We start from the raw sequence: 13,702 nt of genomic DNA, 5'->3' as shown, positions 1-13,702 counted from the left end.
AAATAATTATCTTATATTGTATAAGTTGATTAATAATAAATTGTATCAGGAGAAAATATGTATATTTTCATCTGCGATAATTACAAAATACGCACACCAAAGTGGTGTGCGATTTTCGTTATATAACAAAAATGTAAGGTTTCTGTTATATAGTTCTATGGATAGATTATCATATTAATTATAAAATTGAATCATAGTCAAGGTAAGGCCTTGAAAAATATGGATTCAGTGGAGGAAAGTATGAAAAGGGAAGTTTTAAAGGTAAGTAATATAGAAAAATATTATGGAAATAAGAGTAATATAACTAAAGCAATTAATAATATTAGTTTTACAGTAGAAGAAGGAGAGTTTGTTGGAGTAATGGGTGCTTCCGGAAGTGGTAAAACTACATTGTTAAATTGTATCTCAACAATAGATAAGGTAAGCAGTGGACACATTTTTATAAATAATAATGATATTACAAAGTTAAATTCTAAAAAAATTGCAAAATTCAGAAGAGAAGAACTTGGATTTATATTTCAAGATTTTAATTTATTAGATACATTAACTTGTTATGAAAATATAGCATTAGCACTAACTATTTCAAGGATAAATCATAAAGAAATTGATAGTAGAGTTAAAGAAGTAGCAAGCAAGCTTGGAATTATAGAAATATTAAATAAATATCCTTATGAAGTATCAGGTGGACAAAAACAAAGAGTTGCATGTGCAAGAGCAATAATAACTAATCCATCATTAGTTTTAGCTGATGAACCAACAGGAGCTTTAGATTCAAAATCAGCAAAAATGCTTCTTGAAAGTTTAGAACATTTAAATACAGAGTTAAATGCAACTATTATGATGGTAACTCATGATGCTTTTACAGCAAGCTATGCAAGTAGAATTTTATTTATTAAAGATGGAAAGATTTTCAATGAGTTAGTTAGAGGAAATGATAGTAGAAAAGATTTCTTTAATAAGATAATTGAAGTTGTTACCTTACTTGGAGGTGACCAAAGAGATGTATTTTAAATTAGCTATAAGAAATTTAAAAAAGAGTATAAGGGATTATGCAATATATTTTTTAACATTAGTATTTGGAGTGTGTATATTTTATACTTTTAATTCTATTGAGTCTCAAAAAGTAATGATGGATTTAACTGATATGCAGGCATCAGCATTTCAATTAACAGATACAGTTATGGGAGTTGCTTCAGTGTTTATTTCTTTTGTTTTAGGGTTCTTAATAGTATATGCTAATAATTTTCTAATAAAAAGAAGAAAAAAAGAATTTGGAATTTATATGACATTAGGTATGGAAAATAAACAACTTTCTAGATTAATATTTATAGAAACAATGTTAATTGGGTTTGTTTCTTTAGTTGTGGGCGTAGCTTTAGGAGTTTTACTTTCTCAAGGATTATCAATATTTACGGCTAAATTATTTAAAGTCAGTTTAGTTAACTTTATTTTTGTATTTTCTAAAATGGCATTTATTAAGACAATAGTTTGCTTTGGATTAATTTATTTAGTAGTTTTAATTTTTAATTCATTTACCATAAGAAAGGTGAAATTAATAGATTTATTAACTTCAGCAAAGAAGAACGAAAAATTAAGAATGAAAAATATTTGGATATCTGTAATAGTATTTATAATTAGTGTTATAATGATAGGTTCAGCTTATTTTATAGTATTAAAAAATGGAGTTGCTATAGTAAGTCCAACAACTATAGGTATACCTGTATTGCTAGGAGCTATAGGAACATTTTTACTTTTCTTTTCGTTATCAGGTTTTTTATTAAAAGTTATGCAAAGAAATAAAAAGTTTTATTTAAAAGATTTAAACATGTTCGTTTTAAGACAAATTAACAGTAAAATTAATACTACTTTTGTATCTATGAGTTTTATATGTTTGATGTTATTTATTGCCATATGTACATTTTCTAGTGGGCTAGGAATTAGTAGAGGACTTAATAAAGATATTAAAGATTTAACACAATTTGATGGTACTGTGTGGAATTTAAATGGAGATAGAGTTGAAAATCTATTGGGAAAAGATAATTTAGAAAGTATATATGATTATGCAGAGTATACAAATTATAATAGTGGGGTGCAATATAGTAAATTCTTAACTAAAGAAGGAATAGAAAAAGGTAGTAGTTATTATCCAATATTTACAGATGCCGATATTACTGTAATTAAGTTATCAGATTTCAATGATTTATTAAATTTATTAGGAAAAGAAAAAGTAACACTAAGAGAAAATGAATATTTAGCTTTTTGTGATATAAGTGAGGTAGAAAAGTCAATACAAGAATCAATAGATAATAATACTAAAATTAATATAAATGGAAAAGAATTAACGCCAGCAGATATAGAAGTGGTTAATATAACATCTTATAATTCAACTATGAAAAATAACCTTTGTACATTTGTAGCAAATGATGATGTAGTAAGTGGGTTAATTCCTATTAGTAGCTATTTGAATATGAATTATAAAGGTAATAAGGAAGAGTCAGATCAAAAGATTACTAAAATGATAGATTTAAACAATAATACAGATGATAGTATAGTTTATTATATTAGTAAAGATGAAGTGGAATCAACTACAGCGGGGTTTGGAGCAATGATTTCGTATTTAGCAATTTATATGGGATTCATTTTCTTAATAACAAGCGCGGCAGTTTTAGCACTTCAACAATTATGTGAATCTGCAGATAATGTTTATAGATATGAATTGCTTAAAAAAGTTGGAGTAGACGAAAGGGTAATTAATAAGTCATTATTTACTCAAATAGGAATATATTTTATGATTCCTTTAGCCATTGCAATGATTCATTCTATAGTAGGATTAAAGTTTGCACAAGGTATAGTGGCTATAGTTGGAGATGGAAGTATGATGAAATATATATTAATTACATTAGTAATTTTAATTGTAGTGTATGGCGGATATTTTATTGCAACATATAATGGGGCAAGGAAAATGATTAAGTAAAGTATTTATTTAGGTTGTTCGAAAAGAACAACCTTTTTTTGTGTGTAAATAAAGATATTTATATTTTAAGGTGTACTTAAAATTAATTTAGAGATAGTTAAGTTAATTTAACAAAAAGGAATGAATTGTTAAATTAACTTAACTGTTTTCTAATACTTACTTAATGTTGCTTAAGTATTCTAATTAAGGAAATAAAAGTTAAGGAGGAAAAACATGGCGGAGCAATATCTAAAGTTAAAGGATATAAAGGGAAATAATATTAGTAAAAGAGTATCATTAAAAAATAAAAGAGTATTAAAAGGTAAAATGGAACCTTATTTTTATTTAATACCTGCATTTATTATATTTGGATTATTTGTATTTTATCCATTTATAAAAACAATAATAATGAGTATGTCTACTACAAATATAAGAGGGGAAATTAAGGAATTCGTTGGATTAGAAAACTTTAAAGAAATTTTAACTTCACCGGAATTCTATAACTCAATAGTTGTAACATTTAAATTTGTTTTACTGGTGGCAGCTCCATCTGTAATTATTGGATTTTTACTAGCTTTATTAGCAAATAATAAATTAAGAGGTAATAGAATTTTTGAGCTTATGTTTTCATTACCAATGGCAATAGCATCTGCACCAGCAGCTGTAATTTGGACAATGATTTTTCATCCCACAAATGGAATACTTAATCATGTTTTAGGTACACAAATTGGATGGTTAACAGATTCAAAGTTTGCTCTGATTTCAGTTGCAATAGTAACTGTTTGGTTAAATATAGGATTAAACTTTATATTTTTATTAACAGGGTTAAGAAATATACCAACTGAACTTATGGAAAGTGCATCTATAGATGGAGCAAGTTATTTAACAAAAGTTAAGAAGATAATAATACCTATGGTATCTCCACAAATGTTTTTAGTTATATTTATGAATTTAATAAATGCATTCCAAGCTTTTGGACAAATAAAGTTACTAACACAAGGTGGACCTGGAGATTCAACTAATGTGCTTGTGCATTCTATTTATAGAGAAGCATTTTTCAATGGAAGATTTGAAATGGCATGTGCTCAGGCGCTTATATTATTTGTAATAATGATGATAGTTACATTATTACAATTTAAGTTTGAAAAGAAAGGGGTACATTATCAATAATGAGTAAACTAAAAAGAAATAAAATTATATTAACTATATTAAGTATAGTTGTTGGACTATTAATTATTTTTCCACTTTTATATGCATTAAGTTTAAGCTTTATGAGTCAAACTGAAATGACACAATATCCTCATAAAATTATTCCAAGTGAATTAACTTTAGATAATTTTAAAGCTGCATTAAACACAGTACCTCTTTTAAAATTTATAACTAATAGTTTTATTGTTTCTGTATGCGTAACAGTAGGACAAGTTATAACTGCAAGTTTAGCATCATATGCATTTGCATTTTATGATTTTAAAGGAAAGAATTTGTTATTTTTAATGGTTTTATCAACAATGATGATACCAGCAGAAACTACAGTTATATCAAATTTCTTAACTGTAAGTTCATGGGGGTGGAATGATAGTTTACAAGTTCTTATAGTGCCATTTTTAACATCAGCTATGGGGATTTTCTTGATGAGACAATTTTATTTAACATTACCAAAAGAAATAAGAGAAGCAGCTAAAATTGATGGATGTGGAAATTTAAAATTCTTATTTAAGATTTTAATACCAGTATCTAAGCCAGCAATAGCATCATTATCAATATATGTATTCATTAATACATGGAATCAATATTTATGGCCGCTATTAACAATAAATAATGGAAATAACAGAACAGTTCAAATAGGAATAAGTATGCTTCAATATTCAGAAGGAAGTAGCTATGGGGTAGTACTAGCAGGGGCAATATTAATTTTAATACCTTCAGTATTCATATTTATATTAGGTCAAAAGCAACTAGTAAAAGGTATGACTGCAGGAGCAGTTAAAGGATAAAAAGTAAATTAAAAATTTAAAAAAGTGAGGAAAAGGGAATGAAAAGAAGATTATTAGCAATAACGTTAAGTGCAATTTTAGGGGTTACGGCATTAGCAGGATGTTCAAATAATTTATTAGGAAGTAATAAAACAGGGGAAAATACTGAAATAACTTTTTGGCATTCTATGGGAGGAAAAGGTGGAGAAGCTATAAATTCATTAGTTGAAGAATTTAATAATTCACAGGATGAAATTACAGTAGTAGCAGAATATCAAGGAAGTTATGATGATTCTATAAATAAACTTAAAAGTTCAGCATTAAGTAATTCAGGACCAGATATTATGCAATTATATGATATCGGAACTAAGTGGATGATAGATAGTGAGTACGCTATACCAATGCAAGATATGATAGATAAAAATGATTATGATATATCATCATTAGAAGAAAATATATTAGATTACTACACTATAGATGGTAAGTTATATTCAATGCCATTTAATAGTTCAACTCCTATTTTATTTTATAACAAGACGGCATTTACTGAGGTTGGTTTAACAGAGGATGATATTCCAACGAATTTTAATGAAATAATAGATGTTGCTAATAAATTAGCAATTAAAGATGGAAATCAAATTTCAAGATATGGATATGCAATGCAAATATATGGATGGTTCTTTGAGCAATTCTTAATAAAGCAAGAATTAGATTATGCTAATGAGGGAAATGGAAGAGAAGGAGATGCAACAAAGGTTGTATTTGATAGCAATGAGGGAGGATTAAATATAGTAGAGGGATGGAAGTCACTTGTTGACTCTGGTGTTGTTGGAAACTTTGGTAGAGATGGTCAAAATACATTAGATGCATTTTCATCAGGAAGCGCTGCAATGATAGTTGCTTCAACTGCTAGTTTAGGTGATTTAAAGAGCAAGATAGGTGATAGCTTTGAATTAGGAACAGCATATTTCCCCGCTGTTTTAGATGGTGATGAAGGTGGAGTATCAGTTGGAGGAGCATCTTTATGGATAATGGATAAGGGGGATGATGAAAAGGAAAATGCTGCTTTTGAATTTATAAAGTTTATGGTATCAGCTGAATCACAAGTTAAATGGGCGCAAGCAACAGGATATTTCTCTGTTTCAACAGCTGCTTATGAATTACCAGAAATGGTTGAATATTTAGAAGCAAATCCAGAATTTAAAACAGCAATAGAGCAATTAAGAGAAAATAATAATAAATCAGGCGCTGTTTTAGGAGTATTCCCAGAAGCAAGAGCAGCTATAGAAGAAAATATAGAAAAAGTACTAAATAATGAAATAACATCGCAAAATGCAGTAGATAATATGGCAAAAACAATTAATAGTGCATTAGAAAAGTATAATAAGTCAAATAATTAAAAAAATATAATGAAGCAAATCATCAAGGGAGACAAAGATGAAAAAAACTATTTTTTTTGATGTAGATAATACATTAGTTTGTAGAGAAAAAAATATTATAAGTGCTAATACTATTAAAGCAATAAACATGTGTAAAAATAATGGAGTTAATGTAGCTATAGCAACTGGTAGATCTTTAGCTATGGTAAAGCAGGAAAATTTCTATAAAATGTTTAACACTATAGTAAGCGCTAATGGATCATTAATTACTGTAAAGGATAAGGTTATCTATAAAAAGTATATGAATCAAGATATAGTACAAGATATAGTACAATATTTTGAAGAAAATGATATACCATATTGTCTACACATGTTAGATAAAAGTGTTGGAAAAACAGAATATCAGTGGGTTAAGGAATTTTCAATGAAGTATAATATGAAAATAGAAAAATTAGAAGATGTAGTATTAAAAAATATAAAGAAATACGAGGTCTTTCAAATAAATGCAAATATAAAAAGTAAAGATATTTCTAAAATTATGAAAAAATATAGCGGATTTAAGTTTGTTGAATTAGTAGATATAAAAGGGGGTTATGATATATTTAATGGAGAGTGCAGTAAGGGAAGTGCAATTAAATATATTAGAAATAGAAGTAACGATAAAAATATTAAGTATTATGCTTTTGGAGACGGTTTTAATGATTTAGAAATGTTTGAAGAAGTGGATTATTCAGTTGCAATGGGGAATGGATGCGATGAATTAAAAAAGAAGGCAAATTTAGTAACTGATAATATTAATGATCATGGTGTTTATAATGCATTAAAAGCATTAAAAATAATATAAAGATTTTGAGGTGGAATTTTATGATAAATTTTGCACATAGAGGGGCAAGTAAATATTATCCTGAAAACACTATATTATCAATAAAGGAAGGTATAAAAACAGGAGCCACTGGTTTAGAAATTGATGTTCATAAAAGTAAAGACAATAAACTTGTTGTAATACATGATGAAGATATTGAAAGAACATTTATAGGAAAAGGGTTAGTAAAAGATTATACACTTCAAGAGCTAAAAGCTTTTAAGTGTAGAAATAAGAATTTTGAAGATAACTTAGAATGTAGAATTCCTGCTTTAGAAGAGGTTTTAGAGTTAGTTAAAGATTCTAATGTAATATTGAATATAGAACTTAAAACTGATGAAATACATTATGAAGGAATAGAAAAAGATGTAATAGATTTAGTTAACAAGTATGAATTAAAGAATAGGGTAATATTATCTAGCTTCAATCATGAGTCTATAAAAATTTCTAGGGAAATTGATAGTGAGCTTAAAACAGGATTATTATATTGTCAGCCTATAAAGGATGTAGTTAATTATGCTAAGGATTTTGGTGCAAATGCAATTCATCCAGATATTAGATTAGTATCAGAAGAGCTTATTAAAAAAGCTAAAGAAAATAATATAGATGTAAATATTTATACTGTGAATAGTCCGAGCCTAATGAGAAAATTAATTTCGGCAGGAGTAAGTGGAGTATTTACCGATTATCCTGATCTACTACAGGAAATAATAAATAATGGATAAATAAAAGATAAAAGTAATAGTTAATGAAGAAAACTATTACTTTTTATTTATTCAGTATAAAGTTTGTTGAAGATGCTACATTTAATAAAGTGATACAAGTAAGCATAAAAATGGTAAAATTAAGTATATAGAAAAATAGTATTTATAGATAATAAGATTAATTTTAAAATAATAAAAGATTATGGTTAAAGAAAGAGTATTGGAGGAAGAAAAAATGATTAAAAAATTTAAACCTATTAATGAAAAGATTAAGGGATTTTTACATGGAGGAGATTATAATCCAGATCAATGGTTAGATTATCCTGAAATATTAAAAGAAGATGTAAGATTATTGAAATTAGCACATTGTAATTGTGTATCTATAAATATTTTTGGTTGGAGTGCAATAGAACCAGAAGAAGGTAAGTATACTTTTGAATGGCTTGATAAAGTTATGGATGATATGGCAGCGGCAGGAGTTCATGTAATTTTATCTACACCAAGTGGAGCAAGACCAGCTTGGATGTCTGAGAAGTATCCAGAGGTATTACGTGTTTGGTCAGATAGAAAGAGAATACTTCATGGACAAAGACATAATCACTGTTTTACTTCACCAATATATAGGGAAAAAACTTCAGAAATTAATAGAATATTAGCAGAAAGATATAAAGATCATCCTGCACTTATAATGTGGCATGTATCTAATGAATACGGTGGAGAGTGTCATTGCGATCTTTGCCAAGAAGCTTTTAGAGAGTGGTTAAAAGTTAAATATGAAAATGATTTAGAAAAATTAAATAAGGCATGGTGGACAGGATTTTGGAGTCATAAATTTACTAGTTGGTCACAAATTGAAAGTCCAGCACATCATGGTGAAGAGTTTGTTCATGGACATAATCTTGATTGGAAGAGATTTGCTACAGAGCAAACCATAGACTTTTATAAGAATGAAATAGCACCAATTAGAGAAATAACACCTAATGTACCTGTTACAACTAACTTCATGGGTGATTATCCAAGAATGACATTGTTTAATGGGTTGGATTATTGGAAGTTTGCTAAGGAAGTTGATGTAGTATCTTGGGATAACTATCCAGCGTGGCATAATGATTTTGAAAATTTACATGATACAGCTGCTTATACTTCATTTGTACATGATGTATATAGAACATTAAAAGGTGGACAACCATTTTTAATAATGGAAAGTACTCCAAGCTTAGTTAATTGGCATAAGGTAAACAAAACTAAGAGACCAGGAATGCATTTATTATCATCACTTCAAGGGGTGGCACATGGAGCAGATTCAGTTCAATACTTCCAATGGAGAAAGGGGAGAGGAGCATCTGAAAAGTTCCATGGAGCAGTAGTAGATCATTGTGGACATGAAAATACTAGAGTATTTAGAGAAGTTACAGAGGTAGGAGAAACATTAGAAAAATTAACTGACATACTTGGAACTAGTGTAGAACCAGAAGTAGCTATAATTTATGATTGGGAAAATAGATGGGCAATAGATGATTGTCAAGCTCTTAAAAATGATAATAAGGGATACTTTGAAGCTGTTGAGGATTATTATAAGGTGTTTTGGAGAAAGGGAATTTCTGTAGATGTAGTTAATATGGATTGCGATTTTTCTAAGTATAAATTGCTTGTAGCACCAATGTTATATATGATAAGGCCAGGTGTTGCTGAAAGAATAACAGAGTTTGTTAAAAGTGGTGGTACTTTAGTTACAACTTATTTTAGCGGCTTAGTTGATGAAAATGACTTATGCTTCTTAGGGGGATTCCCAGGCCCATTAAGAGAAGTAACAGGAATTTGGGCTGAAGAAATTGATACATTATATGATTCACAGGTAAATTACTTAGAGTTTAAAGATAATAATCAGTTAGGTGCTAAAGGAAGTTATAAATTAAGAGATTATTGTGATGTAATTCATGCCGAAACTGCAGAAGTATTAGCAACCTATAAAAATGATTATTATGCTGGAATGCCTGCATTAACAGTTAATAATTATGGAGATGGGAAGGCTTATTATGTAGCAGCAAGAACTAATAATGATTTTGATACTGAGTTCTTTACTAAAATAATAAATGATTTAGAAATTAAGCCTATAATCGATACGGATCTACCTCTTGGAGTAACAGTTCAAATGAGGACTGATGGGGAAAATGATTATGTATTTGTTATGAATTTTAGTGAACAAAATAATACTGTTACTTTGGATGATAATAAGTATGTTGATATGCTTACTGGTGAAGAGGTAAGTGGGGAATTGGAATTAAATAAATATAATGTAAGAGTATTAAAAAGGTAATTTTAAATTAAGAATAAAAGAATAAAAGATAAAAATAGACTTCCATATTTAATGCAAGTCTATTTTTATTGTAACATTTTATATGTTTAAATCAAATTATTGTACTTAACTTAATTTTAGTAGAATTTAAATAGAGAACTCAAATAAGGTGTCATAAAATCAAACTTTATCATAGCATGTAGTATATTACTTCTAATATAATGGGGGAATGTATGAAGAAGAAGCTATTATCAATATTGTTAAGCGGAGTAATAATAATAACATTATTATTTCCAAGTTTTTACGTTAGAGCAGAAGGTAATGATGATGCTGAAGTTATCAGTGAGTCAGAAGAGACTATTGATATGGACGAAGAGGATACTAATAGTGAAGATGTACAATTAAATGAAGGTGAGGCAGAACAAGGTGAGGAAAATGAAAATATTAATATTGAAAATAATTTAAATTTTAGTGATTATGATTCTAACTTATTTAAAATAGTACTTTATACTTTAGGTAAAAGTTCAGATGAATCTATAACTAAGGATGATTTAGAAACAATAACTAAGATAGATATAGATGAGTTGAAAGAAGAGCATAGGGATTTAGAAAATGCAGAAATAAAGTCATTTTCTTTATTAAAGGAAACTAGTAACTTAAAAGAAATAAATTTAGGAAATGTAGGATATGAGAATATAGAAGAGTTAAAAGAAATTCCTACATTAGAAATAGTAAAGATAAATGGAACTGTTATAGCAAAAGATTTATTGGGAAATGCTCCAAAAGAAAATTATCAAAAGGTCACAGAACCTATTATGGATAGTAATGAAGTGATAGATAAAGAATCAGAGCAAGGTAATGAAGTTGTAGATAATAATGAAAGTGAAAACAAGGATGATGGAAATAAAGATGAGACAAGTGATGGGGAAGTTATACTAGATGATGAATCTGATACTGAAAATGCTCCTATAATAAATGCTATTGATAAAATAATAAATGTTGGTGATAAGTTTGATCCATTAGAGGGAGTAACTGCTAAATCAAGTAGTGGAGAAGACTTAACAGAGAAAATTGAAATAAGAGAAAATGCAGTAAATCCAAATGAGCCAGGAAAATATACAATAACTTATTATGTAAAAGATTCTGATAATAAACAAACAACTAAAACAATATCAATAACAGTTCAAAAAGGTGAAGAAGTAGTAAATACATTACCAGTAATAAATGCAGAAAATAAGGTAATAGATTTAGGAAGTAAATTTAATGAATTAGATGGTATAACAGCAACAGATGAAGAGGATGGAGATATAACTAATGATATTATTGTTATATCAAGTAATGTTGATGTTAATAAAGAAGGAGTATATGTTGTAATTTATGAAGTAAAGGATAAAGATGGAGGTAAGACAAGGAAAGGCATTGAAGTTACTGTTGTTAAACCTTTAGAAAAGGAAAATGAGGCTCCATATATAAATGCAAGTGATAGAACTATCAAACAAGGTCAAAGCTTTAATCCATTAAGTGGAGTAAATGCATATGATACCGAAGATGGAGATTTAACTTCAAAATTAAAGGTTATAGAAAATATGGTTGATATAAATACAGTAGGAAAATATTCAGTTACTTTTGAAGTAAGTGATAGTGAGGGAAAAACTACAACTAAGAGTATTAATGTAACTGTTGATAAAATTGAGGTTCCGATCAATAGTGCTCCTGTAATTTATGCAACTGATAAGGTAATAAAATTAGATAATGAGTTTGATGTTTATTCAAATGTTACGGCTTCTGATAAGGAAGATGGAGATATTTCAGATAAAGTAAAAGTAATATATAATGATTTAGATATAAATAAAACTGGACTTTATAGGATTATATATGAAGTTACAGACAGTGCAGGATATAGAGTTACTAAAGAAATATATGTTAATGTTGTGCCCAAAAATAATACAAGACCAATTATATACGCTGAAGATATAACAGTAGCTTTAGGGGAAAAATACAATCCATATGCAATGGTAAGTGCTTCAGATAAAGAAGATGGAGATATCACAGGAAAGGTTATAGTAGTATATAATTATGTTAATGTGTATAAAGAGGGAATATATAAAGTTGGATATAAGGTTACTGATAGCATGGGAACTTCAGCTTCTTGTGTAATTAAAGTAAAAGTTAAAAACTTTAATAATGGAAGTAAAGTAACCAAAGCAGGAGAGGCACCAATTATATACTGCAATGATATTTCTATAGCATTAGATTCAAAATTTAATCCATTAGAGTGGGTAGCAGCAACTGATAAGGAAGATGGAGATATAACTAATAAGGTAATGGCTATATACAATAATGTTAATACAAGTGTCGAAGGAAACTACCATGTAACCTATGAAATAGTTGATAGTAATGGAAATAAGGTAAATAAAGCAATGATGGTTGTTGTTAAATCGCAAGAAAATATGAATGAAGAAAATAATCCACCTATTATTAATGCTAATGATATTACATTAGAAAAAGGTAGATATTTTAATCCATTAGATGGTGTTACAGCATTAGATAATGAAGATGGAAATTTAACAAATAAGATCGTTGTTAAAGAAAATAAAGTTAATGTAAGTAAAGATGGAGATTATAAGGTAACTTATGAGGTAACAGATAGTAAAGGTTTAACAACTACAAAGAGTATTAATGTTACAATTGAAAGTGGAAGTATTTTTAGTAATTCAATTATAGTTAAAGTTATTATAGGAGTATTAGTCGTTATATCAATATCAGGGGTGGTTACTGCAGTTATTCTTAATAAGAAAAAGAAGTAGTTAAGATGTTAAAGAAGAGATTTTGTATTTATTACAAGATCTCTTTTTGAATATTTAAGATTAATCGAGAGCAAAATAAATTAACTTTGATCATTTACATCCAACATATGCACAAGCAAGATTGATAGATAAAAATGGAGTATAAAAAAATACCAAAGTATTAATTATGAAGATTAAAGTTACGCAAGCATTAAAAATTTCATATAGATAAAATATGTATATTTTCACTAGAGGTAATTCAAAAATAGCTTGATTTAATTTTAATTTTAGTATTTAATTGAAAGTATATAATTGAATGTATATAATTGAATATAAAGGAATTTAGGTTTTAAAATTATGCTTTTTATTATGATTTTAAATTAAAAGGGAAAGTGGTTAAATGCCACTGCAGCCCCCGCTACTGTAATAACAGACAAATCTCAAATTAAATCCACTGGTTGTTAGAAAACTGGGAAGGTATGAGAAGAGGATGAAGTTTAAGCCAGGAGACCTGCCTAGATTTTAATCTATACTTCGGTGGGAAGGTAAGGATGATATGATAGAGAGTTAAGTAATAAGTTTCAAGTTAAGTAGTAAATTTAGCTTAGGATGAATTTATAAAAGTATGTTTTAAGAAATTCCTAACGAAATTTCAACATTAACTTGTCATTTGTTACTTGTCAATAACTAAGTTGAAAAACAATTTAGTTATATTGTGTTGTCTTTTAAGCACCCTAATTGAAGGGTGC

Annotated in this window: 9 protein-coding genes and 1 riboswitch; all 9 genes read left to right on the top strand. The window is 28.0% G+C overall.

What is annotated here, in order from left to right:
• Nucleotides 1-240: 240 nt before the first annotated feature.
• The 9 genes from I4V63_RS03605 to I4V63_RS03565 all read left to right on the top strand — a co-directional run bounded on the left by I4V63_RS03605 (nt 241) and on the right by I4V63_RS03565 (nt 12,974).
• Nucleotides 241-1,011, top strand: a complete 771-nt coding sequence (locus I4V63_RS03605) for an ABC transporter ATP-binding protein (protein ID WP_195999931.1) — start codon at nt 241-243, stop codon at nt 1,009-1,011.
• Nucleotides 1,001-2,974 carry an FtsX-like permease family protein gene (locus tag I4V63_RS03600; RefSeq protein ID WP_195999930.1) on the top strand — a complete coding sequence of 658 codons (1,974 nt, stop codon included), beginning with the start codon at nt 1,001-1,003 and terminating at the stop codon, nt 2,972-2,974. Before I4V63_RS03605 ends, I4V63_RS03600 begins: the two co-directional genes overlap by 11 nt.
• 213 nt (nt 2,975-3,187) lie before the next feature.
• The gene (locus tag I4V63_RS03595; protein WP_195999929.1) at nt 3,188-4,123 is read left to right on the top strand and encodes a sugar ABC transporter permease; all 936 of its coding nucleotides are present in this window, start codon (nt 3,188-3,190) and stop codon (nt 4,121-4,123) included.
• Nucleotides 4,123-4,947, top strand: coding sequence for a carbohydrate ABC transporter permease (locus tag I4V63_RS03590; protein ID WP_195999928.1), 825 nt, complete (start codon nt 4,123-4,125; stop codon nt 4,945-4,947). The genes I4V63_RS03595 and I4V63_RS03590 overlap by 1 nt, the downstream gene beginning before the upstream one ends.
• A 38-nt stretch (nt 4,948-4,985) precedes the next feature.
• Nucleotides 4,986-6,326, top strand: coding sequence for an ABC transporter substrate-binding protein (locus tag I4V63_RS03585; RefSeq protein WP_195999927.1), 1,341 nt, complete (start codon nt 4,986-4,988; stop codon nt 6,324-6,326).
• 37 nt (nt 6,327-6,363) lie between these two features.
• Nucleotides 6,364-7,149 (top strand): HAD family hydrolase, encoded by a 786-nt coding sequence (locus tag I4V63_RS03580; protein WP_195999926.1) that lies wholly within the window; start codon nt 6,364-6,366, stop codon nt 7,147-7,149.
• 20 nt (nt 7,150-7,169) lie between these two features.
• Nucleotides 7,170-7,892: a glycerophosphodiester phosphodiesterase gene (locus tag I4V63_RS03575; RefSeq protein WP_195999925.1), complete on the top strand. Its 723-nt coding sequence runs from the start codon at nt 7,170-7,172 to the stop codon at nt 7,890-7,892.
• A 214-nt stretch (nt 7,893-8,106) separates the two neighbouring features.
• Nucleotides 8,107-10,188, top strand: coding sequence for a beta-galactosidase (locus I4V63_RS03570; protein WP_195999924.1), 2,082 nt, complete (start codon nt 8,107-8,109; stop codon nt 10,186-10,188).
• A 212-nt stretch (nt 10,189-10,400) separates the two neighbouring features.
• Nucleotides 10,401-12,974, top strand: coding sequence for an immunoglobulin-like domain-containing protein (locus I4V63_RS03565; protein WP_195999923.1), 2,574 nt, complete (start codon nt 10,401-10,403; stop codon nt 12,972-12,974).
• A 306-nt stretch (nt 12,975-13,280) separates the two neighbouring features.
• Nucleotides 13,281-13,487: riboswitch (cobalamin riboswitch) on the top strand.
• Nucleotides 13,488-13,702 lie beyond the last annotated feature (215 nt).

The organism is Clostridium sp. 1001271B_151109_B4 (assembly GCF_015670405.1).
GTDB lineage: Bacteria > Bacillota > Clostridia > Clostridiales > Clostridiaceae > Clostridium.
This window is presented reverse-complemented; position numbering and strand designations above follow the sequence as displayed.

Coding starts and splice junctions, on each gene's coding strand:
- I4V63_RS03605 (WP_195999931.1), top strand. CDS start 241: ATGAAAAGGGAAGTTTTAAAGGTAAGTAATATAGAAAAATATTATGGA.
- I4V63_RS03600 (WP_195999930.1), top strand. CDS start 1,001: ATGTATTTTAAATTAGCTATAAGAAATTTAAAAAAGAGTATAAGGGAT.
- I4V63_RS03595 (WP_195999929.1), top strand. CDS start 3,188: ATGGCGGAGCAATATCTAAAGTTAAAGGATATAAAGGGAAATAATATT.
- I4V63_RS03590 (WP_195999928.1), top strand. CDS start 4,123: ATGAGTAAACTAAAAAGAAATAAAATTATATTAACTATATTAAGTATA.
- I4V63_RS03585 (WP_195999927.1), top strand. CDS start 4,986: ATGAAAAGAAGATTATTAGCAATAACGTTAAGTGCAATTTTAGGGGTT.
- I4V63_RS03580 (WP_195999926.1), top strand. CDS start 6,364: ATGAAAAAAACTATTTTTTTTGATGTAGATAATACATTAGTTTGTAGA.
- I4V63_RS03575 (WP_195999925.1), top strand. CDS start 7,170: ATGATAAATTTTGCACATAGAGGGGCAAGTAAATATTATCCTGAAAAC.
- I4V63_RS03570 (WP_195999924.1), top strand. CDS start 8,107: ATGATTAAAAAATTTAAACCTATTAATGAAAAGATTAAGGGATTTTTA.
- I4V63_RS03565 (WP_195999923.1), top strand. CDS start 10,401: ATGAAGAAGAAGCTATTATCAATATTGTTAAGCGGAGTAATAATAATA.